Source organism: Nocardia sp. CA-135953, from assembly GCF_050955735.1.
Taxonomy (GTDB): Bacteria; Actinomycetota; Actinomycetes; order Mycobacteriales; family Mycobacteriaceae; genus Nocardia.
The window spans coordinates 4774203-4798126 of the sequence record NZ_CP192082.1; the positions used below are offsets into that span (position 1 = coordinate 4774203).

General features: G+C 65.5%; 24 protein-coding genes. 8 read left to right on the forward strand and 16 right to left on the reverse strand.

What is annotated here, in order from left to right; all coding sequences use genetic code 11:
• The first annotated feature begins 12 nt into the window (after positions 1-12).
• From ACQPXH_RS21960 to ACQPXH_RS21975, 4 genes are all read left to right on the forward strand, one after another.
• Positions 13-1575, forward strand: a complete 1563-nt coding sequence (locus tag ACQPXH_RS21960; protein WP_433598411.1) for a family 2 encapsulin nanocompartment cargo protein terpene cyclase — start codon at positions 13-15, stop codon at positions 1573-1575.
• Between the two features lie 51 nt (positions 1576-1626).
• Positions 1627-2499, forward strand: a complete 873-nt coding sequence (locus tag ACQPXH_RS21965) for a geranyl diphosphate 2-C-methyltransferase (protein WP_433598412.1) — start codon at positions 1627-1629, stop codon at positions 2497-2499.
• Positions 2500-2726: 227 nt separating this feature from the next.
• Positions 2727-3305: an isopentenyl-diphosphate Delta-isomerase gene (gene idi / locus ACQPXH_RS21970; RefSeq protein ID WP_433598413.1), complete on the forward strand. Its 579-nt coding sequence runs from the start codon at positions 2727-2729 to the stop codon at positions 3303-3305.
• Between the two features lie 369 nt (positions 3306-3674).
• Complete coding sequence (locus tag ACQPXH_RS21975; protein ID WP_433598414.1) at positions 3675-4019, forward strand: hypothetical protein; 345 nt, start codon at positions 3675-3677, stop codon at positions 4017-4019.
• A 4-nt stretch (positions 4020-4023) separates the two neighbouring features.
• Here the strand turns inward: ACQPXH_RS21975 and ACQPXH_RS21980 are convergent, their stop codons facing one another.
• The 3 genes from ACQPXH_RS21980 to ACQPXH_RS21990 all read right to left on the reverse strand — a co-directional run bounded on the left by ACQPXH_RS21980 (position 4024) and on the right by ACQPXH_RS21990 (position 7048).
• Entirely contained in the window at positions 4024-4755 is a 732-nt protein-coding gene (locus ACQPXH_RS21980; protein WP_433598415.1) for an aspartate/glutamate racemase family protein, read from the reverse strand.
• Positions 4755-6239, reverse strand: a complete 1485-nt coding sequence (locus ACQPXH_RS21985; RefSeq protein WP_433598416.1) for an NCS1 family nucleobase:cation symporter-1 — start codon at positions 6237-6239, stop codon at positions 4755-4757. The genes ACQPXH_RS21980 and ACQPXH_RS21985 overlap by 1 nt, the downstream gene beginning before the upstream one ends.
• 86 nt (positions 6240-6325) lie before the next feature.
• A complete protein-coding gene (locus ACQPXH_RS21990) occupies positions 6326-7048 on the reverse strand; it encodes a GntR family transcriptional regulator (protein WP_433598417.1) in 723 nt (240 codons plus the stop codon).
• Between the two features lie 170 nt (positions 7049-7218).
• Here ACQPXH_RS21990 and ACQPXH_RS21995 point away from each other — a divergent pair, with 170 nt between their 5' ends.
• Complete coding sequence (locus ACQPXH_RS21995) at positions 7219-8388, forward strand: serine hydrolase domain-containing protein (protein ID WP_433598418.1); 1170 nt, start codon at positions 7219-7221, stop codon at positions 8386-8388.
• A 465-nt stretch (positions 8389-8853) separates the two neighbouring features.
• Here ACQPXH_RS21995 and argH read toward each other — a convergent pair whose 3' ends face one another.
• The 13 genes from argH to argC all read right to left on the reverse strand — a co-directional run bounded on the left by argH (position 8854) and on the right by argC (position 21430).
• Positions 8854-10275 (reverse strand): argininosuccinate lyase, encoded by a 1422-nt coding sequence (gene argH / locus ACQPXH_RS22000; protein ID WP_433598419.1) that lies wholly within the window; start codon positions 10273-10275, stop codon positions 8854-8856.
• Positions 10272-11177, reverse strand: a complete 906-nt coding sequence (locus ACQPXH_RS22005) for a class I SAM-dependent methyltransferase (protein WP_433598420.1) — start codon at positions 11175-11177, stop codon at positions 10272-10274. Before ACQPXH_RS22005 ends, argH begins: the two co-directional genes overlap by 4 nt.
• 120 nt (positions 11178-11297) lie before the next feature.
• Positions 11298-12500, reverse strand: coding sequence for an argininosuccinate synthase (locus ACQPXH_RS22010; RefSeq protein WP_040689239.1), 1203 nt, complete (start codon positions 12498-12500; stop codon positions 11298-11300).
• A 646-nt stretch (positions 12501-13146) separates the two neighbouring features.
• Positions 13147-13581, reverse strand: coding sequence for an NUDIX domain-containing protein (locus tag ACQPXH_RS22015; RefSeq protein ID WP_433598421.1), 435 nt, complete (start codon positions 13579-13581; stop codon positions 13147-13149).
• A gap of 4 nt (positions 13582-13585) precedes the next feature.
• On the reverse strand, positions 13586-14401 hold the full coding sequence (locus tag ACQPXH_RS22020) for a DegT/DnrJ/EryC1/StrS family aminotransferase (protein ID WP_433598422.1): 816 nt from the start codon (positions 14399-14401) through the stop codon (positions 13586-13588).
• Positions 14402-14606: 205 nt separating this feature from the next.
• On the reverse strand, positions 14607-15026 hold the full coding sequence (locus ACQPXH_RS22025; RefSeq protein ID WP_433598423.1) for a type II toxin-antitoxin system VapC family toxin: 420 nt from the start codon (positions 15024-15026) through the stop codon (positions 14607-14609).
• Positions 15023-15265 (reverse strand): type II toxin-antitoxin system Phd/YefM family antitoxin, encoded by a 243-nt coding sequence (locus ACQPXH_RS22030; protein ID WP_433598424.1) that lies wholly within the window; start codon positions 15263-15265, stop codon positions 15023-15025. The genes ACQPXH_RS22025 and ACQPXH_RS22030 overlap by 4 nt, the downstream gene beginning before the upstream one ends.
• 100 nt (positions 15266-15365) lie before the next feature.
• Entirely contained in the window at positions 15366-15899 is a 534-nt protein-coding gene (locus tag ACQPXH_RS22035; protein WP_433598425.1) for an arginine repressor, read from the reverse strand.
• A 106-nt stretch (positions 15900-16005) separates the two neighbouring features.
• A complete protein-coding gene (gene argF / locus ACQPXH_RS22040) occupies positions 16006-16998 on the reverse strand; it encodes an ornithine carbamoyltransferase (RefSeq protein WP_433598426.1) in 993 nt (330 codons plus the stop codon).
• Positions 16995-18209: an acetylornithine transaminase gene (locus ACQPXH_RS22045; RefSeq protein ID WP_433598427.1), complete on the reverse strand. Its 1215-nt coding sequence runs from the start codon at positions 18207-18209 to the stop codon at positions 16995-16997. Before ACQPXH_RS22045 ends, argF begins: the two co-directional genes overlap by 4 nt.
• Complete coding sequence (gene argB / locus ACQPXH_RS22050; protein WP_433598428.1) at positions 18202-19161, reverse strand: acetylglutamate kinase; 960 nt, start codon at positions 19159-19161, stop codon at positions 18202-18204. Before argB ends, ACQPXH_RS22045 begins: the two co-directional genes overlap by 8 nt.
• The gene (gene argJ / locus ACQPXH_RS22055; protein WP_433598429.1) at positions 19158-20375 is read right to left on the reverse strand and encodes a bifunctional glutamate N-acetyltransferase/amino-acid acetyltransferase ArgJ; all 1218 of its coding nucleotides are present in this window, start codon (positions 20373-20375) and stop codon (positions 19158-19160) included. Before argJ ends, argB begins: the two co-directional genes overlap by 4 nt.
• The gene (gene argC / locus ACQPXH_RS22060; protein WP_433598430.1) at positions 20372-21430 is read right to left on the reverse strand and encodes an N-acetyl-gamma-glutamyl-phosphate reductase; all 1059 of its coding nucleotides are present in this window, start codon (positions 21428-21430) and stop codon (positions 20372-20374) included. Before argC ends, argJ begins: the two co-directional genes overlap by 4 nt.
• A gap of 334 nt (positions 21431-21764) precedes the next feature.
• On the opposite strand from argC, the gene ACQPXH_RS22065 reads away from it, so the two are divergent.
• Genes ACQPXH_RS22065 through ACQPXH_RS22075 form a run of 3 tightly spaced genes read left to right on the forward strand, consistent with a single transcriptional unit; the run spans position 21765 to position 23907 of the window.
• Positions 21765-22334 (forward strand): dihydrofolate reductase family protein, encoded by a 570-nt coding sequence (locus ACQPXH_RS22065; RefSeq protein WP_433598431.1) that lies wholly within the window; start codon positions 21765-21767, stop codon positions 22332-22334.
• 9 nt (positions 22335-22343) lie between these two features.
• The gene (locus ACQPXH_RS22070; protein ID WP_433598432.1) at positions 22344-22685 is read left to right on the forward strand and encodes a YciI family protein; all 342 of its coding nucleotides are present in this window, start codon (positions 22344-22346) and stop codon (positions 22683-22685) included.
• A 1-nt stretch (position 22686) separates the two neighbouring features.
• Positions 22687-23907, forward strand: a complete 1221-nt coding sequence (locus ACQPXH_RS22075; RefSeq protein ID WP_433598433.1) for an RNA polymerase sigma factor — start codon at positions 22687-22689, stop codon at positions 23905-23907.
• The last annotated feature ends 17 nt before the right edge of the window (positions 23908-23924 follow it).

Here is a 23924-nt window from a genome sequence, read left to right on the forward strand (position 1 = left end):
GGGTGATGACCGATGTCGGTGCTCTCCCGCGCCTCGGCACCACCCGCCACCCACGAGGTGGCCGCCGCTGTCGCGGCACTGCTGTCCAACCTCGATACCACCGCTCCGCCCACACTCCCGCTGGAGGTTCCGGAACCGGCAACCTCGGCTCCACCTGAAAACACCGATATACCGGAAAGTACGGAATTACCCGAATGCACAGCAATACCCGAATCATCCGAAACCCAGGTGGTGGAAGCTGATTCGTCAGAACTGGACCGACCTACCCAACCTGAGGCGATTGTTCCGCGCAGCCTGCTCGGACCCAGCGGCCTGGGTGCGGCTGCACTCCTACTTCCGTCGTCCACCACCACCCAAGCGGGATTACCTACTACTGAGGTACCCGACCCCACACGCACACCTACTATCGTGGCGGCTGGTCTCCAGCCGCCACCGGTGTCGTTCGACGCCACATCGATCGCTGTCGGCGTGGCGCAGGGGGCCGCGCCGGCAGCATCGGACCCAGCCGAACCGAAAACCAACCGGGGCCGAATTCCATTCGGCCCCAGCGGATCAGGTACCACATCTGCCTACCTGCAAGGCACCGCGGCACCGATTCCACCGCTGTACTGCCCACCGCCGTTGCGTGATGACCCGGCGTTGGCCCAATCGGTCAACGACGGGCTCATCGACTGGGCGCGGGATATCGGTCTCTACGCCGGGCGCTTGGACGAACTGCGCGATGCCGACTTCGGCCGATTGATCATGCTCGCCCATCCGGACAGCAACGATGCGGACCGATTGCTCGCGGCCGCGAAATGCGCGGTCTCGGAATGGTCGGTCGACGATTACTACTGCGAGGAAGGAGCCGATGAGACCGCACCCGACGGCACACCGTCCAGTGCCGAGGCCGAACTCGGCCCCCGACTCGAATTAGCAGCCGCCGCAATGGATCCCGTCCACCTTCCAGCTCGCTACCAGCCACAGCTGGAGCGGGCGCTACAGGCCGATCCGATCCTGCGCGCGTTCCGTACGTCCTTCGAGCATCTGTCCCGGTATGCGACCCCGGCACAGCTGGCTCGATTGCGCACCGAGATCGCCGGATGGTTCATCGCGCTCGGCGCGGAGGCCGGCTGGCGGTCCGCACACCGGATGCCACCGGTGTGGGAGTACCTCACCAATCGGCAGCCGCACAGTTTCCTGCCATGTATGGCGCCGATCGATGTGGTCGGCGGCTATGAGCTCCAGGCCGCCGAGTACACCGATCCGCGGGTGCGCCGGGTCGTGACCACGGCCGCGCTCGCCAGTCAGATGGTGAACGACCTGTATTCGATGGCACGCGAAGACCGTTCGGACGGTAGGGAATTCAACCTGCCGACGGTCTTGGCCGCCGAGGAGCGCTGCTCCCGGCGCGAGGCGGTGCTGCGCACCGCCGTCGTGCACGACGAACTGGTGCACCGATTCGAACAGGAGGCCGGTCCACTGGCCGCCGTCGGATCTGCCGAACTGCGCCGGTTCCTCGGCGGACTCTGGGCGTGGATGGGCGGCAACCGCGCCTGGCACGCCGCGAGCAAGCGCTACAACGAGTCGAATTAGCCAGTACCGCAACGTAATCAGCAGTACCGCAACACGAGAGGATGATCAGGCATGACCATGCTCAATCCCGACACGGGGTCCGTCCTGCGCACCAGCTACCAGAAGGCCGTTGCCGAGTACTGGAACAACAATCCGAATGACGACCGGGTCAATACCGAACTCGGTGAGGTCGACGGGCTGTTCCACCACCACTACGGCATCGGCGAACCCGATCAGGCAGCGCTGGCCGGACCGGCGGATTCTCGCGAGGAACGGATCGTCAAGGAACTGCACCGCCTGGAGACCGCACAGGCATCGTTGCTGCTGGACCACCTCGGTGATATCCGGCCGGGCGATCGGCTGATGGACGGCGGCTCCGGCCGCGGCGGCACGAGTTTCATGGCCAATCAGCGCTTCGGCTGTCAGGTAGACGGCGTCACCATTTCCGAATACCAGGTCGGCTTCGCCAATGATCAGGCCGCTCATCGCGGTGTCGCGGACAAGGCGCGCTTCCATTTCCGGAATATGCTCGAAACCGGTTTCGACACCGGATCCAGGCGCGGCATCTGGACCAACGAAACCACCATGTATGTGGATCTCGGCGAGCTGTTCGAGGAGTTCGCCCGGCTGCTCGAACCCGGCGGTCGCTATGTCTGCATCACCGGCTGTTCCAATGATGTCAATGGCGGGCGTTCGGCCTCGGTCAGCTGGATCGACGCCCATTATGGCTGCATGATCCATCCGCGCAGCGAGTATTTCCGGGCCTTGGCCGACAACAATCTGGTGCCGGTCAACGTCATCGATCTGACCGCCGCCACGATTCCGTATTGGGAGCTGCGCACCGAATCCGAGCTGGCGACCGGTGTGGAGAAGCGGTTCCTGACCGCCTACAAGGAGGGCAGCTTCCAATACCTGCTGATCGCCGCCGATAAGGTAGGGCGATGAGCGAGCGGAGTGAGCGAATCATGGGCACAGCACCGTCGGTCACTGCGGAGCCGAGCGCTGGCGAGGCGCAGGTATGAGCGAGCGGAGTGAGCGAATCATGGGCACAGCACCATCGGTCACTGCGGAGCCGAGCGCTGGCGAGGCGCAGGTATGAGCGAGCGGAGTGAGCGAATCATGGGCACAGCACCATCGGTCACTGCGGAGCCGAGCGCTAGCGAGGCGCAGCTGTGACCGAAACGCTGGCGAAGCCGATTGCCGACCGCGAGGCCCTGCCTGTCGAGCTAGTCGACGCGGCCGGGCGCGCGGTCGGTGCGTGCCCGGTAGCGCAGGCGCATACCGCGCCCGGGCTGCTGCACCGCGCGTTCTCGGTGCTGCTGTACGACGATGCGGGTCGGGTGCTTTTGCAGCAGCGTGCCGCGGTGAAGACACGGTTTCCGCTGCTCTGGGCCAATACGGCTTGCGGTCATCCGGCGCCGGGTGAGCCGGTGGTGGCGGCCGCCGCGGTCCGATTGGCCGAGGAGTTGGGGTTGGCCACCGCGCTGACCGAGGTCGGAATCTTCCGGTATCACGCCCAGGATTCCGCGACCGGTCGGGTGGAGCACGAATGGGATCATGTGCTCATCGGACGGCTCGATGCCGAGTTCCTGCGGACCGCGGCGCCGCGGCCGGATCCGGCGGAGGTCGCCGACTACGCGTGGATCCAACCGGAGGCGCTGCGGGATGCGATCGCCGACGATCCTGGGAGCTATACGCCGTGGCTGCTCGGTGTGCTCGATATCGCCGAAGAAGCGGTTCGGGGCATCTGAGCTCATTGGAGGTCGTCGCGCTGACCCGGCCGTTTCAGGTTCGTAGGCCGGGTCAGCCAACGATCATCTCCGGCCGTCCCTCGTAATCGCCGCGGCGCTCCGTAGCTGCCACCGCGGTGCTTCGTAACTGGCTGCCTCGTGCTGGGTCCCCTGCTTCTTGCTGGTTGTGGTTCGAAACATATGCTGGACGACTCTCGGGATCTCATGCCCTGATGCGCATATCTACTTTTCAGCAAGTATTTTTGCCCGATAGGAGACTTGTAACACCGGTCGAAGCCTTCGTGAAATCACAGGAACGACACAGGGTGCGAACAGGAGCGACTCGGATCCTGGATCGCGTACGAGGTCTTGGATTCAGCGAGGTGCACGATGGTCGAAGTCGAAGTCACGGACGACAAAGTGACGGTTCATGTGCTCGGCGGGCACCGACTGCTGGCCCTGCGCGAGCACGTGACCTTCGATTTGGCCGATATCAAAGAGGTGACCCTCGCTCCGGTCGATCTGCGCCCACCGTGGGTCCGCGCACCGGGCACCTTCTTTCCCGGCGTGATCGCGGCGGGCACCTACCGCGGCAAGAGGCGAAAAGAGTTCTGGGACACCAGATTCGACGGCCATGCCATTCTCATCGACCTCGCAGGCCCCGGGTTCACCCGTCTCGTCGTCGATGTCGACGATCCCGATGCGGCGATGGAAGCCCTGGCCGCGGCCGCCTGACAGTTCAGGAATTCGAGCCGAAGGAGCGCAGCGGGCCGCTATACGCCTTGGGTGGTGGTGCGGCGAACTCTCCCCTACCCGATTTGCGCAGGCCGAGGGTGATCAGCGACTGGGCGGTGAGGGTGGCCGCGGCGACGCCGTCGATCACCGGTACACCGATCTCGTCACGGATGTGGTTGCAGAGGTCGGCCATACCCGCGCAGCCGAGGACGATCGCATCGGAGCCATCGGCGTCGACCGCATCGCCGCATGCCTCGGTGACGATTTTGCGGGTATCCGGATCTTCCAGTGCGAGCACCGGGATTTCGCAGGCGTGGATGCCCCGGCAAAAACGTTGCATGCCATAGCGATACACCAGCTCGTCCGCTCGGCCGATGGTTCGGCCGAGCGTCGTGACGATGCTGAATCCGCCGCCGAGATGACTCGCGGTATGCATTGCCGCCTCCGCAATGCCGATTACCGGCCCGCGCGCCAGTTCTCGGGCCGCGTCCAGGCCCGGATCACCGAAGCAGGCGATCACGTAGCCGTCGACACCCTCCTGTTCGCCGCGTCGGATGGCGGCGAGAATGCCCGGAACACTGAGGGCTTCGTCGTAGTGACTCTCGATCGAGGCGGGCCCCATCTCGGCGGTTACCGCGTCGAGCAGTGTGTCCCGGCCCGCTACGGCCTGGGCACACTGCTCGATCGTGTCGGTCATCGCCCGGGTGGTGTTCGGGTTGACGACCCGGATGCGCATCAGGCGGCAACTCCGCGCACTGCCAACCGGGTTCGGGTGGCCAGCAGGTAATAGGTGAGGAAACCGAGGCCGCAGCCGATGAACCAGCTGTACTGCGCGGCGGTGTACATGCCGGTGACATCCTTGGCCAGCACCGGTATCACCGCGATGATCGCGCCGACGGCGGTTGCGATGATCGCCGCCGGGTTGTAACCCTTGCTGTACCAGTAGGATCCGGTCTGCGACAGGGTGAACAAGTCGTCGACGACAACCTGCTGTTTGCGCACCAGATAGTAGTCGGCGATGAGGACACCGAACAGCGGGCCGATGAATGCGCCGAGCACCTCCAGGGTGTAATGGATGACCTCCGGATTGTTGTAGAGGTTCCACGGCGTGATCAGGACCGACCCGACCGCGGCGATCATGCCGCCCGCGCGCCAGCTGATCCGCTGCGGGCTGACGTGTGAGAAGTCGAAAGCCGGTGAAATGAAGTTGGCGACGATATTGATACCGATCGTGGCGATGGCGAAGGTCATCGCGCCCAGCACGATCGCGAAGGTGCTGTCGATACGGGCTACCGTCGCAACGGGATCGGTGATCAGCTCACCGTAGACGGGGACCGTCAGCGATGCGGTGATCACGACCAGCAGCGAGAAGAGCAGGAAGTTGACCGGCAGCCCGAGCAGGTTGCCACGCCGCACCACCGCGAAACTCTTGCCGTAGCGGGAGAAATCGCCGAAGTTCAGCATCGGACCGGAGAAGTAGGACACCACCAGCGCGATCGCGCCGAGCATGACCGGGACCGAGGCCCAACCGGTGTATTTCACCTCGCCGAGCTTCAGGTCGATGGCACTCCACCCGGCCTTGGCGATCAGATAGCCGCAGAGCACAAACATCACGACATACACAGCGGGACCGCAGAAGTCGATGAATTTGCGAATCGATTCCATGCCGCGCCAGAACACGCAGGCCTGCACGACCCACAGCATTAGATAACTGCCCCACCCGAGCAGTGAAAGACCGAGGAAACCGTAGTCGTCGACGACCGCATACGGAGCGAGGCTCGGAAATAGTTTCACCAGTACGACATCCAGTGCCGCCGAGGCGAGAAAGGTCTGAATCCCGTACCAGGCGACGGCGATCAGGCCACGAATGATGGCCGGGATATTCGCGCCGAGCACTCCGAATGCACTGCGGCACATGACCGGATACGGCACACCGGTCACCTGACTCGGCTTGGCGACCAGATTGCAGAAGAAATAGACGATGGTGATGCCGATCAGCAGCGCCGCGAGCACCTGCCAGCTGGCGAGTCCGAGTGCGAACAAGCTGCCCGCGGTGACGTAGCCGCCGACGCTGTGCACGTCCGACATCCAGAACGCGAAGATGTTGTAGGAGCCCCAGGTCTGCTTGCGCAGCGGGGCCAGGTCCGCATTCGTCAGCCGTGGGTCGTAGGCGGGCGGCGCGAGTACGGGCGGGGCCGCGGTGGTGAGCGTTTCGGTCATGGTGTTTCCCATCCGAAGGTGAAACCGTTGATCGAAACGACGGTAGAAACCACGCATTGCCCGGCCATTGCGCAGTTATTGCCCGGCTATTGCGCGATCGATATATCTTCCGGCGCGAGCAGTCCGGTATCGGTGGGCAGTGTCGCGATTACCGTCTCCAACCTGCGGTGATGGCGTTCGGCGATCAGCAGCAGGCGGTCCACATCGCGGGCCATGAACGCATCGAGCATCAGCGCGTGATCGGTGTGCAGGCGCACCCGATCGCCGCGGCCGATATGCACCATGGACTGTACCGGCTCGGTGACATTCCACGCCGATTCGAGCATGTGCAGCAGTCGGAACATCCGTGACGGCTTGGTCAGCGCCACGTGGAAATGGCGCGACTGGCGGTGGTATGCGACCGGGTCGTCATCTCGAATCGCCTGTTCCAGTAACGAATTCACCTCGAGTAAACGAGCGCGGTCGGCGTCGGTGGCATTGCGCGCCGCGGCCGCCAGCGACGCGGTTTCCAGGGTCTCCCGCGCGATATACATTTCGCGCAGCTCGTTGGAAGTCAGCTGGGCCACCGCATACCCGCCGTGCGGCTGATGGGTGACCAGCCCCTCCCCGATCAATGTCTTGAGCGCCTCCCGCACCGGGATATGGCTGACGCCGAACAATTCGGCAACCTCGCGCAACGGGATCACCGTGCACGGCGGCACGGCCCCGTCCAGAATCACCCGGCGCAATTCGCCGAGGATCACTTGCGGTCGGCCTGGTTCGTCGACAACCAACCTGGCCAGTAGCGCCGATCGTCGTCTCGGGGGCATGCGGCCACGCTATGCGAGCCGTGTTGCGATCTCGGTCGCGGATATGACGGTCAGGAAAAGTTCACCGAACCGACTGGTCTCACGGTTGGGATTTCGGCTCCGCGATGGCCGCGGTCGCCGCCGTGCCATGCTGTTGGTTGGTTGGTTGGTCTGACAACAGAGGTAATCCGATGACATTTACCGCAACGCAGTCGGTGGATCGTCGCTATGTGCGCCTGGTCGCCGAATTCGACAGACTGTTCCGCAGGCCGAGCGATGGCGGCGGGGCGCTCGTGGTCTATCAGCACGGCGAACCGGTCGTGGATGTGTGGGCCGGGTTCGCGCATCCGGGCGTGCCGTGGGCCGCCGATACCGTGGCCATGGCCTATTCCACCGGCAAGGGTGTGGTCTCGACGCTGGCGCACCGATTGGCCGAGCGTGGACTGTTCGATTACGACGAGCCGGTCGCCACCTACTGGCCCGAATTCGGGGCGGCGGGCAAGGAGCGCATTACGGTGCGGGAAATGCTCACGCACCGGGCGGGTCTGCATCGACTGCGCGATCTGCTACCCGGGCCGGTAGCGCGTTTCCTGGACGATGCCGAGGTCACCGCCGCGCTCGCGGCCTGCTCCCCCGACCCGCGTCACCTGGTGACCAGCGGCTATCACGGAATCTCCTTCGGGCACTTGGTCGCCGAGCTGATCCGACGGGTCTCCGGTTCGGACTTCACCGAGCTGTTGCGCACGGAAATCGCGAAACCGCTCGCGGCGGAGGAACTCTGGTTCCGCGTGCCGGAATCCGAACGCGGCCGCATTGCCACCAACTTTCCTCGGCTCACCGTTGCGGGCATGAGTTGGGAAAACAGTGCGCGGCTCATGGGCCGGACTCGTTTCGCTGCGGCCGCCGAAACCACCCCGCGCGGATTCGCGGATATGGTTTCCGATCCGCGCCTGCATGATTCGGTGATTCCAGGCGTCAACGGTGTCTTCTCGGCGCGTGCCCTGGCGAGGATGTACAGCGCGCTCGCGACCGATGGTCGGCTCGGGGACTTCCAGTTGCTGCGTCCGGAGACCATCGAGCAGATCACCAAGCGTCAGGTCTTCACTCCCGATTACGTTCTGGCGTTCCGCATTCCGTGGGCGCTGGGTTACCACGGTGTGCCGATGAAGCCGTCGAAGGCCGATACCATCTCCGCGTTCGGCCATTTCGGTCTCGGCGGTTCGGGGGCGTTCGCCGATCCGGCCACCGGGATGTCGCTGGCATTCGTCACCAATCGGCTCGGCGGGAAGCTGACGCCGCTCGGCGATGCTCGGCTGGCGCGGCTCGGTGCCATTGCGCACAGTCTCGCGAAGGCCGGATAGGCGCATGGAGTTGCTGGGACTGGACCGTATCGAGGCGGCCGCAGCGGCATTGGCGCCGGTGATTCGGCGGACGCCGGTGGTCGCGTCACGGGTGTTGTCCGAACACGCCGGCGTCGAGCGGACTGCTCGCGGTGGTCGGGAAGGCCGGTGCGTGTGGTGGATGTGGTGCACTCGCGGACTGGCTCGCGGTCGAGATATCGCTGACGTCGGAAACGCGCGGTCCCACGCATCGCGACAATATGCTTGCCGCGCTGAATAATTCGGGATACACAGTGCGAGTGGACGATTAGCCCGTTCCGAGCGGCCTCCGACCCGACGTCGACCCGTCAATACTTCCGCTTCGGTACCGGTCTGGATCAAGATCAGGTGGACTGATGGCGGGCGTTCTCGGGCAATGCCGCCAACCAGTTCCTCCTGGTCTTGGTCGCTGAGGCGGAGCGCCCTGCGCGCGGGCGTTGAGGGGAACTACGGGAAGAGGGGGCGCAGGGTGGTGACGGCGTTGCGGATGTCGTCGAGTTGCGATGTGACCTGTACCCCTGCGGTGCCGCCGCGGGCATTGCGGGATGCGATCGAGCCCTGCACGGTGAGCACTTCGCGGACCTGTGGGGTCAGTGCCGGATCGATGGCGGCGAATTCTTCGTCGGTCAGCTCGTCGAGGCCGACACCGCGCGCTTCGGCGGCGCGCACGCAGCCACCCGCGGCCTCGTGTGCGACGCGGAACGGAACACCCTGGCGGACCAGCCATTCGGCGATATCGGTGGCAAGGGTGAAACCGGCGGGGGCCAGTTCGGCCATGCGGTCGGTGTGGAAGGTGAGCGTCGAGACCAGGCCCGCGATGGCCGGGAGCAGCAGTTCGAGCTGGGCCACCGAGTCGAACAGCGGTTCCTTGTCCTCCTGCAGGTCCCGGTTGTAAGCCAGCGGTTGGGCTTTCAGGGTCGCCAGCAGTCCGGTCAGATTGCCGATGAGGCGGCCTGCCTTGCCGCGGGTGAGTTCGGAGACGTCCGGATTCTTCTTCTGCGGCATGATCGACGAGCCGGTGGACCAGGCGTCGGCGAGGGTGATGTAGCCGAATTCCGGTGTGCTCCAGATGATCACCTCTTCGGCCAGCCGGCTCAGATCGACGCCGATCATGGCGAGCACGAAGGCCGCCTCGGCCGCGAAATCACGTGCGGAAGTGGCATCGATCGAATTCGCCGCGGCGGCATCGAAATCCAGTTCGGCCGCAATGGCTTCCGGATCGAGTCCGAGCGAGGATCCGGCGAGTGCGCCGGAACCATAGGGCGACACCGCCGCCCGCTTGTCGAAGTCGCGCAGCCGATCGATATCGCGCAGCAGCGGATGCGCGTGTGCGAGCAGATGATGTGCGAGCAGCACCGGCTGCGCGGCCTGCAGATGCGTCTTGCCGGGCATTACCGCGTCCGGATGCGCGGCGGCCTGAGCGACCAACGCGTCGACCACATCGAGGAGTCCGGCGGCGACCCGGCAGGCCGCATCGCGCAGCCACATCCGAAACAGCGTGGCCACCTGGTCATTACGCGAACGCCCGGCCCGGAGTCGACCGCCGAGTTCGGCGCCGACCAGCGCGATCAGCCCGCGCTCCAACGCGCCGTGCACGTCCTCATCGGCCTCGGCGGGGGCGAACGCACCCGAATCCACGTCCGCCGCAAGGCGATCCAGCCCAGACAGCATGGCGGCGAGGTCGCTCTCCGACAGCAGTCCCGCCTTGTGCAGCACGCGCGCGTGTGCCTTGGACGCGCGAATGTCGTAGGGAGCCAGCGCCCAGTCGAAATGGGTCGACTTGCTCAGCGCGGCCATTGCCGCGGCCGGTCCGGACGCGAAACGTCCGCCCCAGAGCGCCCCTTCGTTGGTGCTGCCGCTCTGCGTCATCGTGTGCTGTCTCCTCCGGGTCGTCGGGCGGTGAACAAAATGTCGGTCTTCAGGTGGGCAGCGGCCGCGTCGGATACCTCCCGGCCACGGCTGCGCAGCACCTCGGCAGGATCGGCACGCGACACCGTCCAGCCGTGTTCGGTGAACCAGTCGACCGGATCGCTGCGGCCCTCGTCGGAGTACCACAGTTCGCCGACATCGACCGTCACGTCGACCCCGGCCGCTCGCGCATCCCGCAATGCCTTCGAGTCCGGCGCGGAACCGGATGAGCGGTAGATCGCGATGCGACTGCCCGGTGCGCTCGATGCCACGATGTTGTCGAACAGCCGGTCCTGAGCGTCCGCGGGGAGGTAACGCAAGAGGCCTTCGACCAACCATGCGGTCGGCGCGGTCGGATCGAATCCATTGTCCCGCAACGCCGCAGGCCAATCCTGACGCAGATCCACCGCTATCGCGCGGCGGTCTGCCGCGGGCGGAAAATCCGCAAGCGCGCTCTCCTTGAACTCCAGCACCTTCGGCAGATCCAGCTCGAAAACCGTTGTGCCGACCGGCCATTCGAACCGATACGCCCTGGCGTCCAGGCCCGCGGCGGGGATGACGAGCTGCCGGATGCCGTCGTCGGCCGCCTCCTGGACGTAGGCGTCGAGGTAGCAGGTGCGTGCGATGAGGGCCGAGATAATAGGGCCCATCGCCGCTGTCGCGGCCTCCTCGAGATCCGGGATCTCCCCGCGCACGATGCGCGTCCAGGATTCCGAACCGACGGCGGTCACCAGCACTTCGGCGTACGGGTCGTGGAACAGTGCGTCCGGGCGGCGGCTCTCGGCGGCTCGCATTGCGGCCACGCCGAGGGCGGTGGCGCCAACGCTCGATTCGATATCCCAGCTGTCGTCGTCGGTCCGCATAGCGCTCCTTTCGGGTCGGCGACTCACTGCGCGCCGACCCGATCGAGCCTAATAGGCGCAGTCGGACGAGGTCCGTCGCTGAATCTCTCGCGCTCGGCCGAGCGAAGGCGCGGCCACCGCCTACTTCTGGTTGAGGTCGCGACGCGCCGCGACCTTGGAGGACAGGCCGTGGATCTGCACGAAGCCCTTGGCGAGGGACTGGTCGAAGGTGTCGCCCTCGTCGTAGGTGGCCAGGTTGAAGTCGTAGAGCGACTGCTCGGAGCGGCGACCGTTGACCACGACCGAACCGCCGTGCAGCACCATCCGGATCTCGCCGGTGACGTGCTGTTGGGTCTCGGCGACGAAGGCGTCCAGCGCGCGCTTGAGCGGGGAGAACCAGAGTCCGTCGTAGGCCAGCTCGCCCCAGCGCTGCTCGACCTGCCGCTTGTAGCGGCCCAGTTCGCGCTCGATGGTGACGTTTTCCAGGGCCTGGTGCGCGGTGATCAGCGCGATGGCGCCTGGCGCCTCGTAGATCTCGCGGCTCTTGATGCCGACGAGCCGGTCCTCGACCATATCGAGGCGGCCGACACCCTGGCGGCCCGCACGATGGTTCAGCTCGACGATGGCCTCGAGCACACTGACCTGGCGGCCGTCGATGGCGACCGGCACACCCTTGTCGAAGGTGACGATGAGTTCGTCGGGCGCCTCGAAGTTGACCGTCGGGTCCGAGGTGTAGTCGTAGACGTCCTTGGTCGGCGCATTCCAGAGGTCCTCGAGGAAGCCGGTCTCCACCGCGCGACCCCACACGTTCTGGTCGATCGAGAACGGGGACTTCTTGGTGACGTTGATCGGGAGCTGGTTCTCCTCGGCGAAGGCGATGGCCTTCTCGCGGGTCCAGGCGTAGTCGCGGACCGGGGCGATCACATTCAGGTCGGGGGCGAGCGCGCCGATGCCGACCTCGAAGCGGACCTGGTCGTTGCCCTTACCGGTGCAGCCGTGCGCGACGGTGCTCGCGCCGTGGAACTTGGCGGCCTCGACGAGGTGCTTGACAATGAGCGGGCGGCTGATCGCCGAGACCAGCGGGTACTGACCCATGTACATGGCGTTGGCCTGGATGGTCGGCAGGCAGTACTCGTTGGCGAATTCGTCGCGCGCATCGACCACGATCGCCTCGACGGCACCGCAGTCCAGTGCGCGCTGGCGCACCACATTCATGTCCTCGCCGCCCTGGCCGAGGTCGATGGCCACGGCCACCACTTCGGCGCCGGTCTCCTTGCCGATCCAGCTGATCGCGACGGAGGTGTCCAGCCCACCGGAGTAGGCGAGTACGACGCGCTCGGACATGTTCTGTGTGCTCCTCGATGTTCGATAGGGGTATCAGCAGTATGGCGGGTGTCCGAGCGGTGGGCGCGGGCCCGGCCCCGACGCCTCTGGACCAGCCTGGGCGGGCCCGCGTCATTCTGCAAATGATTATGCATGATGATGCAAGCCCATTCACAACTGGGGTCGCGACCGCGAACCCAGCAGACCCCATCATGTACGCGATACCGTACAGAATCCGACTTCTGGCTCAATTCGTGCCATTGGCCAACTGCTCGCTCAGCATTCGCCCGATCCCAACACACCTTGATGCGTGGCAACGACATTCAGCCGTGAACTCACCCCAATGCCTTCCACCCCGGCCACGGGCGGGGACCGAGTTCGCCTCGGATACATGCCAACCGGTGCTCAGCCTGTCCCCGGAGCGCCGGCGTGGTTGATGCTGCCTGCAGCGCCATCGTGGTCATCCGGAACTCCCGTATGTCGCGGAGCAGTTCGAAGCCTGCCCACTCCGTGACATCGTGTCCATACACCCCTGCTTCCAACGGAATCGGGGTCGGTTCGATCTTGCCCAGCAGCTCGAGAAGCGGCTGCTGGGTCGCTGCCGCCACGTCACTGAAACGACCGTGGGCTGCCCGATGCCGGGCAGCCCACTTCTGGTCTTCTTGTCCTACAGCTCCTGGTATGCGGCAAGTACCTGCCGTACAGCATCCGTAACCGGCGGCTCCTCGGTGAGTGCCGTCCAGGTGTAGGCGTCGTGCTCCTGGAGCTGCATGGGCTCGGCGCTGGCGACATCGACCGCGAAATTGAACTGGCGGGACTTCTTGCCGCTGCCCGACTCATAGTCGAAGCTGCCGAGGTAGGTACGCACATCCGCGACAGCTAGGCCGGTCTCTTCTTTGACCTCGCGGATCAGGGCTGGGTCGAGGGTTTCGCCCAGCTCGACCTTGCCGCTCGGCAATTCCCAGATGCCGCCCATGAAGTCGTCCTCGGGGCGTTGAAGCAGAAGTACCTTGCCGTTGTGCTGGACGACGGCACCGACGACGAGTTGCTGTACGCCGTCGCTGGTGGCTCCGGTGGTGAGTTCGATCAGGGCGGTGTCCATGAACTTACCCTTTCAGTTCGTTGATGTGTTTGATCACTTTGCGGATGGCGCTGACGTAGCGCATGGCGATCGGGACGTCGTCCTCTCGGTGCCAGACCGGCAGCTCGAGCGTGTTCCGATGGACTTGCTCGGCCTGCGGGAAGTCGCCGGGCCGGTAGGACAGCTTGCCTTCGTACTGCGGGAACATCGGTCCGGGTTCCTGGAACAGCGGCAGGAGGTTCAGCGGGCAGGTGGAGCCGGGCCGATCCAGCTCGGCGCAGCCCTCGGCCTTCAGCGCCTCGTAGAACCGCTCGATGGGGACTCCGAGTTCTTCCTCCTTGTACAGGAGGGCGAGGCCGTACCACGACGAGCGCACCTCGGAATCGTGCCAAGGGGTAACAACTGCGTAGAGGCCATCGAGTCCTTCGCAGATCCGCTCGGCCACATTCGCTCGACCCACCAGATATTTGTCCAGGTGATCGAGCTGTTCCAGCGCGATGGCCGCGGCCATCGGGTGGATGCGGTGCTTGAGGCCCATGCCGGTGACGTTGTAGCGGCTCAGGCCGAAGCTATCCGGTATCTCGTTTCGGCACCGCTTGTTGTACTGGCCGTGCAGCAGCACTCGGTAGTAGACGTATTCGTCATCGGTGCGGACGAATCCGCCTTCGCCAGCCGAAAGCGGCTTGGGACCGTTCATGCTGAACGCCGAGGCGCGACCGAAGGTGCCGACCTTGTGACCGCCGACCGTTGCGCCGTGGGCGTGTGAGGCGTCTTCGAGGAGCTGCACGCCGTACACGTCGCCAAGCCCTTCAAGCTGCGTATTTGCGCGGGTGACCCCCATATATGTTGTACCACAATGGCTTTAGTGTGTTCAGTGATGCGCCGAGGAGACGCCTCGACCGCCCTGCACCGACGTCTGTGGCCAGGACAATCGCCAAAGGTGACGTCCGACTCGCGGCATCGCACGATGCATCACCCGCTGCGCCAGCCATGAGCGATTCGAACCACTCATATCCCAGCGTTGTTCGTCGCTGACTGGGCGCTGTTCAGACATTCCATGGGTCGATCACCGGCACACCCATCGGGCCGAAATCCTTCGCGTTTCGCGTGACGACCGTCATGCCGTGTTCGCTGGCCGTCGCGGCGATCATGGCGTCACGCTCGGGGCGAGGGTCCGGCACACGCAGCTGCGCCGTGCGGCGCGCGGCTGACAGGTCGAGATCGAGAATCCGGCCCGCGAATGCGTCGAGCACCTTGTCCTCCAGCCACATCCGCAGCCGCTTTCCCTGCGTCGAGTCACGTCGTTCGACCCGGCCGATGCCGATCTCGATTTCCATCACAGTGATGACGCTCAAATACAGCTCCGACGGCCTTCGACCCGCAACCCAGGCGCGAACCGACTGATCCGCCACCTGCGACGATTTCCGCAACTCGCTGATGACGTTCGTATCGAGCAAGAATGTCACAGCGTGGGAACCTTCAGCTCGACACCCAGTGGAGTCGGATCGAAATCGATATCGTCGTCCTCCATACTCAACCGTGTCACGAGGTCCTGACTGTCCGCCCGCAACCTCCGATACTCCTCGATCGAGAGCAGCACGAAGGCATCCGCGCCGCGATCGGTGATCACGACCGGACCGTGGGTAGCAGCGCGCTTCGCCGCGCTGACGTCGCGATTGAACTCACGCGCGCTCATTGTGGTCATCGACAGCACTCCTAATGTAGGTACATACCTACATTAGGGGACATATCTCCGACACGCCAGGAAGTCGGTTCGTCCACTCCCCGAAACCTGCCGCCGCCTTTCAAGCCAGCTGTTCGATCTTTCCGGCCACCTCTGCGCCGGTCAGCGGCTCGCGCGCGATGACGGCGATGGTGTCGTCACCGGCGATGGTGCCGACGATGTAGGGCAGGGCGGCGCGATCCAGGGCGCTGGCCAGGTAGTGCGCCGCGCCGGGCGGGGTGCGCAAGACCGCGATATTGCCGCTGGCGTCGGTCGAGACCAGCAGGTCGCCGAGCAATTTGGACAACCGGTCGGTGCCGCCGGTGACACCACGTACCGGGCTGCCGTCCTCGGGCACCACGTAGACACCCGCGCCGCCGTCGGCGGCACGCAACTTCACGGCGCCGAGTTCATCGAGGTCGCGCGACAGGGTGGCCTGGGTGGTTTCGATGCCTTCGGCGGCGAGCAGTGCGGCGAGTTCGGTCTGGCTGCGGACCGCGTGCGCAGTCAGCAATTCGATGATGCGGGACTGGCGACCGGCGCGGGTTCGAGCAATAGCGGGTGCGGACTTACCCGCGTCGGGTTGTGCTGTCACGGACGAGCCCCGCTGCCACATCTCGCACCGAGCCGCGAGAACGCCGAACGAGAGCCGGTGTGGCCACGCCGAGCCGCCGCCTTCGAGCCCGTCGCTCCCGCGCGACCGGACCGCTCGCCGCACTCACTCACTGCGCTTCACCTTGCCTGGCCAGCAACCACACCAGCAGCGCCTTCTGCGCGTGCAGCCGATTCTCCGCCTCGTCCCACACCACACTGTGCGGACCGTCGAGCACCTCGTCGGTGATCTCCTCGCCGCGATGCGCCGGAAGGCAGTGCAGCACAACGGCATCCGGCTGCGCCTTGGCGAGCAGATCGTCGTTGAGCTGGAATGGCCGGAACGGGCCGACTCGGTCGAGGCCGTCGTTCTCCTGCCCCATGGAGGTCCAGGTGTCGGTCACCAGAGCATCGGCACCCGCCGCCGCGGCAACCGGATCGCCGGTGAGGGTGATGGTCGCACCGGTCTCGGCGGCCCGCTTGCGTGCGGCCTCGAGAATCCACGGCAGCGGCTCGAAACCCGTTGGCGCGGCGATGGTTATGTTCAGACCCGCGGTCACACCACCGAGCAGCAGAGAATGCGCCATATTGTTCGCACCGTCACCGAAGTAGGTGAGGTTGCGACCGACCAGACTGCCCTTGTGCTCGGCGAGAGTCTGCAGATCGGCGAGGACCTGACACGGGTGGAACTCATCGGACAAGGCATTGACGACCGGAACCGTTGCGGTGACGGCCATTTCGTCCAGTCGCACCTGTTCGAAGGTGCGCCACACGATCGCATCGACATAGCGCGAGAGCACCTTGCCGGTATCACCGAGCGTCTCCTCGCGACCGAGCTGGGTGTCGCGACCGTCGACCACCACCGCATGCCCGCCGAGCTGCGCGATACCCATTTCGAAGGAGAACCGCGTGCGGGTGGAGTTCTTCTCGAAGATCACCCCGACTCCGCGCGGCCCTTCCAGCGGGCGGTGTGCGAATGGATCCTTCTTCAATTCCGCTGCGAGTGCCAGGATTTCGGCTTGCTCGGCAGGCGTGACGTCATCGTCGCGCAGAAAGTGCCGGAGTGGCCCACCCGTCTCCCGGCCGCCACCCCGCATGGAATCGCTTCGCGATGCTGTACTCATTTGGCCCCCTCGGCATCCGCGATCGCACCGTCCAGGATCTCGGGCAGATCGCCGACGAAATTGTCGGACTGGGTCTCGGTGAGCACCAGCGGCGGTGCGAGCCGAATGATGTTGGGCTTGGGCGCATTCACCAGATAGCCCGCCTCCCGCGCCCGGTTCTCGACCTCGGCCGAGATATCGTCGGTCAGCACGATTCCGAGCAGCAGACCCGCACCACGCACATGGTCGATCAGCGGGTGCTCGAGCAGCTCGATACCGTCACTGAGCCGCTTGCCGACCGATTCGACATGGGCGAGCAGATCGGTCTCGTCGATGGTGCGCAGTACCGCCAAAGCCGCTGCGGCACAGACCGCATTGCCGCCGAACGTGGTGCCGTGCAGACCCGGCGTCAGCAGATCCGCGGCCGGTCCGGTGGCCAGCACCGCACCGATCGGCAGCCCGCCGCCGAGCCCCTTGGCCAGCGTGATCACGTCCGGCACTATGCCGAATGCCTGGTGCGCGTAGAACTTTCCGCATCGGCCGATTCCGGTCTGCACCTCGTCCAGAATCAGCAGCGCACCGTGACGCGCGGTGATCTCCCGCGCCTTCACCAGATAGTCGATGGGCGGCACGACAACGCCGCTCTCCCCCATGATCGGTTCGAGGAATACCGCCGCGGTGTCCTCGTCGACGACCGCCTCGAGCGCCGCCGCATCGCCGTAGGGCACATGGACGACACCCGCGGGCATCGGCTCGAACGGCGTCCGCTTGGAGGGCTGTCCGGTGAGCGCGAGCGCGCCCATGGTCCGGCCGTGGAATGCCTCGTCGGTCGCGATGATCTTGTGCCGCCCCGTCAGCCGCGCCATCTTGAACGCTGCCTCATTGGCTTCGGTGCCCGAGTTGCAGAAGAACGCGCGGCCGTGGCCGTCCCCGAATTCACCGTCGCCGAAGTGCGCGAGCAGCCGTTCGGCCAGTTCGATGACCGGTTCGTTGGCGTAGATATTCGAGGTGTGCCCCAGCGTGCCGAGCTGCTGGGTAACGGCTTCCAGAATCGCCGGATGGGCGTGGCCCAGGCTGTTGACCGCGATGCCGCCGAGGAAGTCGACGTAGCGTCTGCCGTCCGCGTCGTAGACCACCGCGCCCGCGCCGCGCACCAGCGCGACCTTGGGGGTGGTGTAGTTCTTCATCAACGCGGCGGACCACCGCTGTTGCAGCTCTGCTGTGTCACTCATTTTTCGTTCCGTTCAGTGTGTCCGCCGCGCTCGTCGGGAGCGGGGCGGGCGTCACCATCGTTCCGATTCCTTCTCCGGTGAACAGTTCCAGCAGCACCGAATGTGGGACGCGACCGTCGATGACATGTGCGGTCGGCACCCCACCCTGCACGGCGCGCAGGCAGGCTTCCATCTTGGGCACCATGCCCGCATCCAGACGCCGGAGCAACTCGGCCAGTTCGGCCGCGTCGATGCGCGAGGTCAGCGAGGAACGGTCCGGCCAGTCGGTGTAGAGGCCCTCGACGTCGGTCAGGATCACCAGTTTTTCCGCGCCGATGCCCTCGGCGAGTGCGGCGGCAGCGGTGTCGGCATTGATGTTGTGCACCACGCCGTCGGCGTCCGGGGCGATGGTGGAAACCACCGGAATACGCCCCGCGCCGATGAGGTCGAGCACGGCGTCGGCATTCACCTCGGTGACATCGCCGACCAGCCCGATATCGGTGGCTTCGCCGTCGATGTCGACGGTGCGCCGGGTCGCGGTGAACAGGCGCGCGTCCTCACCGGATATGCCGACCGCGTACGGACCGTGCGCATTGATCAGCCCGACCAGTTCCCGGCCGACCTGGCCGAACAGCACCATCCGCACCACATCCATCACCTCGGGTGTGGTGACCCGGAAGCCGCCGCGGAATTCACCTTCCAACCCGAGCTTTTTCAGCATCGCGCTGATCTGCGGTCCACCTCCGTGCACCACCACCGGGTGCACACCGACGGTGCGCAGGAACGTCATATCGGCGGCGAAGGCCTGTTTGAGCTCCGCATCGATCATCGCATTGCCGCCGTATTTGACGACTACGATCTTGTCGCGGAACTTCTGCAGCCACGGCAATGCGTCGGCGAGGACGTGCGCCTTGTCCAATGCCGAAAGTTCCCGCACCGCATCGCTGGTCGAGTTGATTGTTCGCTCGCTCATGAGCTGTAGGCCGAATTCTCTTCGACATAGCCGTGTGACAGGTCGGTGGTCCGCACGGTGGCGGTGCCGTTACCGACATTCAGTTCGATCCGCACCTCGATATCGGCGCCGGACAGGTCGACCTCGCGCGCACCCGGCGCGCCCACGCTGTCGACGCAGACCGGATTTCCGTTGAACGACACCGAGATCCGGTTCGGATCCAGGGTGACCGGTGCGATGCCGACGGCGGCGAGCACCCGGCCCCAGTTCGGGTCGGAACCGAAGAGCGCGGTCTTGACCAGACTGTCGCGGGCGACGGCCCGCGCCGCGACCAGCGCCTCGTCCTCGGAGACCGCACCGGCGACGGTGATCTGCACCCGCTTGGTCACGCCCTCGGCGTCGGCCATCAACTGGGCGGCCAGATCGTCACAGACCGCGAGCACCGCCGCGTCGAGGTCCTCCTGCGACGGCGTGACCTCGCTCGCCCCGTTGGCGAGCAGCAGCACGGTGTCATTGGTGGAGCAGGAGCCGTCGACATCGAGCCGGTCGAAGGTGAGCCGAGTCGCGTTGCGCAGTGCGCGATCCAGTTGTTCGGCAGTTGCGGCGGCATCGGTGGTGAGCACTACCAGCATGGTCGCCAGCGATGGGGCAAGCATGCCCGCGCCCTTGGCCATGCCGCCGACATTCCACTTGTCGCGGTGGTGGAAGGCCGCTTCCTTGGGCACGGTGTCGGTCGTCATGATCGCGGATGCCGCGTCGAGACCGCCGGACAGCCCGCCGCCCATTTCGTGCACGATCTCGGTGACGGCCGGAACCACCTTGTCCATCGGCAGCCGGTCACCGATCAAACCCGTTGAGCAGACGGCGATTTCGCCCGCGCCGGTCTCGGTGCCCCAATTGCTCAGCGCCTTGGCCAATTCCTCGGCGGTCTGGTGCGTGTCCTGGAATCCGCCCGGACCGGTACACGCATTGGCTCCACCGGAATTCAGGATCACCGCACGCAGACGGCCGGCGGTGAGCACCTGCTGCGACCACAGCACCGGTGCGGCCTTCACCTGGTTGCGCGTGAACACGCCCGCGGCCGCGTATTCCGGGCCCTCGTTGAATACCAGTGCCAGATCGGGTTTTCCGCTGGCCTTGATGCCCGCGGCGATGCCCGCCGCCCGGAAGCCGAGCGGAGCGGTCACGCCCTGGCTCCGGACCAGCTTGCCCGCCGGAGTTTCGATCGTCGTCACGGTGCCACTCCTACGGTGGAAAGTCCTGCCGTCTCGTCGAATCCGACGGCCAGATTCATGGATTGGACCGCGGCGCCCGCGGTGCCCTTGGTCAGGTTGTCGATCGCGCCGATCACCACGAGCAGTCCGGCATCGGCATCCACCGCGACCTGGAGGGTCACGGCATTGGAGCCGAGCACCGAACCCGTCTGCGGCAGTGTGCCTTCCGGCAGCAGCTGCACGAATGGTTCGTCGGCGTAAGCCTTTTCATAGACCGCGCGAGCCTGGTCGGCGTCGACTCGGGTCGGAGCCGTGCAGGTCGCCAGGATGCCACGCGGCATCGGCGCCAGCACCGGAGTGAACGATACGGCGACCTCGGTGCCACCGGCGGCCTGCAGGTTCTGCGCGATCTCCGGGGTGTGCCGGTGCGCGCCCGCGATGCCGTAGGCACGCACCGAACCCATCACCTCGGACCCGAGCAGGCCGATGTCGAGTTTGCGGCCCGCACCCGAAGTACCGCTCACCGCAACAACATTCACCTTCGGTTCGACGATTCCGGCCGCGATCGCCGGTACCAGCGCGAGGCTGGCGACCGTGGGATAGCAACCGGGCACGGCGATCCGGTGCGCGCCGCGCAGCCGCTCGCGCCCGCCCGGCAGCTCCGGTAGGCCGTACGGCCAACTGCCCGCGTAGGTGGTGCCGTAGTACTTCTCCCAGGCCGCCGCATCGGTCAGCCGGAAATCGGCGCCGCAGTCGATGATCACCGTCGACTCCGGCAGCTGCTCGGCGATGGCGGCGGACTGACCGTGCGGCAGGCCGAGGAAGACGATGTCGTGACCGGCCAGCTCGTCGAGCGTGGTCGGCGCGAGCACGCGATCGGCGATCGGCAGCAGATGCGGCTGCAGCTCCCCCAGCATGCTGCCCGCATTGGATCCAGCGGTCAGCGCCCCGATGACGAGGCGCCCGTCGCGGTAGGCCGGATGACCGAGCAATAGGCGCAGCACTTCACCGCCGGCGTATCCACTGGCACCGGCCACAGCAACCCGCAACACTGGGTTACTCGACGAATCAACCATGTGATGATTATGCACGATTATGCAAGCCCATTCATGAACGGGGTCCGGGTACTGATCCTGGCCCACGTCACCAGGCGGTTCCGCATCGCCCGGGCACTGATACCCGGGAAAGGCTGCGGGTCAATCGCGTCGATGAGATTCGGCACTCGATCGATCCTGCGCGAAAACGGGCGCGGTGTCAGCCGACTGTTGCGGGATCGATACCGAGCGGCATATTTCGGCGGGCACCGAAATATCCGACCGATTTCTGTCCGCGATGTCGATTCGCCGCAGGGCCGTTCGTGTAGGTAGCGAAGCCGGTCACCGACCGGCCAACGGAAAGGTAGGACTCCCCATGAGCAAGATCATCGCGGTCGAGCACCTCACCCTGGACGGCGTCATGCAGTCCCCCGGCGGGGCCGATGAGGACACCCGGGACGGCTTTGGACACGGCGGCTGGGGGCATCGCCACGACGACCCCGTGCAGGCCAGGGTGATGGGCGAACATATGGCGACCCAGCACGGTGCGCTGTTGCTCGGACGGCGGACCTACGAGCAGTTCTACAGCTTCTGGCCGCATCAAACCGACAATCCGTACACCGAGGTGCTGAACAAGACCGAGAAGTTCGTCGCGTCCCGGACGTTGACCGAACCGTTGCCTTGGGAGAACTCCACACTGCTCGGCGGCGATGTCGTCGCCGCGGTACGCGAACTGCGGCAGGATCTCGTCGTGCTCGGCAGTGGCGATCTGCTGCAAACGTTGATGCGCAACGATCTCGTCGACGAATATCTATTGCTGATCCATCCGATCGTGATCGGCGGCGGGCGGCGGCTGTTCGATGGCACGGACCTCGGCGAACTGCGACTCGCCGATAGCGTGACCACCCCCACCGGCGTAGTGATCGCCACCTACCAGCGGGGATGAGGAGGAGTCGTGCAGCAGTATCTGCTGAGCATCTATCAGCCCGAAGGCAGTGCGCCGCCGGACGATCTCGACGAGATCATGCGCGATCTGTACGCGCTGAACGACGAGATCCGGGCCGCTGGCGCTTGGGTTTTCGCCGCGGGACTACATGCGCCGAGTACCGCGACGGTGCTGCGCGCCCGGGGCGACGATGTGCTCGTCACCGACGGTCCGTATGTCGAAAGTAAGGAGTACATAGGCGGATTCACCGTCATCCAGGCAGCCGATCTGGACGAGGCGCTCGACTGGGGCAAGAAGATGGCCGCCGTACTCACCTTGCCGATCGAGGTACGACCGGTGGCCGATCACTGAGATGGTCACCGATGCCGCGATCGCTGCCGTATTCACCGAACACTACGGTCGGGCGGTCGCCAGCCTGATCCGCGTCTTCGGCGATATCACCATCGCCGAAGACGCGGTGCAGGACGCGTTCACTGCCGCCGTACAACGCTGGCCGACCGACGGACTCCCGCCGAGCCCGCCGGGCTGGATAATCACCACTGCGCGCAACCGAGCCATCGATCGCTTGCGGCGCGAAGCGTCTCGCGACGACCGCCATGCCGAGGCCGCACTTCTGCACGCCGACAACGAACCCGACGATATGACCGCCGTCCAGGATGACCGCCTCCGCCTGATGTTCACCTGCTGTCACCCGGCACTATCACTGAATGCCCAAGTGGCACTGACATTGCGGCTGCTCGGCGGTCTCACCACACCCGAAATCGCCCACGCCTTCCTGACTTCCGAATCGACCATGGCGCAACGGCTCGTCCGCGCCAAGGGCAAGATCCGCGACGCCCGCATCCCCTATCGAGTCCCGCGCGACGCCGACCTGCCCGCCCGCCTGCGCGCGGTCTCGGCCGTCATCTACCTGATCTTCACCGAGGGCCATACCGCCTCCTCCGGAGATCAGCTGGTTCGGACCGACCTGTGTGCCGAGGCAATCCGCTTGGGGCGCTTACTCATCGAGCTGATGCCCGACGAGCCGGAGGTACACGGGCTGCTCGCGCTGATGCTGCTCACCGAGTCGCGTCGAGCCGCCCGCACTGCACCGGACGGATCGCTCGTGCCGCTGCCCGACCAAGACCGCGACCGTTGGGACCGCACGCTCATCGCCGAGGGACATGCCCTCGTCCGAGAGTGCTTGCGCCGCAACCAACCCGGCCCCTACCAGATCCAAGCCGCAATCAACGCCGTACACGCCGACGCCCCCGATCCGGAATCCACCGACTGGCAACAAATCCTGCAACTCTACGACCAATTGGCCGCCATAGCACCGAGTCCAGTGGTGGCGCTGAACCGCGCGGTGGCGGTCGGTGAAGTCGCGGGGCCGGACGCGGCACTGGCGCTGCTCTTGGAAATCGATCTACCGAATCATCACCTGTACCACGCGATCCGCGCCGACCTCCTACGCCGACTCGACCGCACCGCAGAGGCAATCCAGGCCTACGACGCCGCCATCGCCCACACGGCAAACACCGCAGAACAGACCTTTCTGCGGCGGCGCAGGGATGAGCTCGCCTCAGCTGACTGATGCCGAGCATTGCAGAA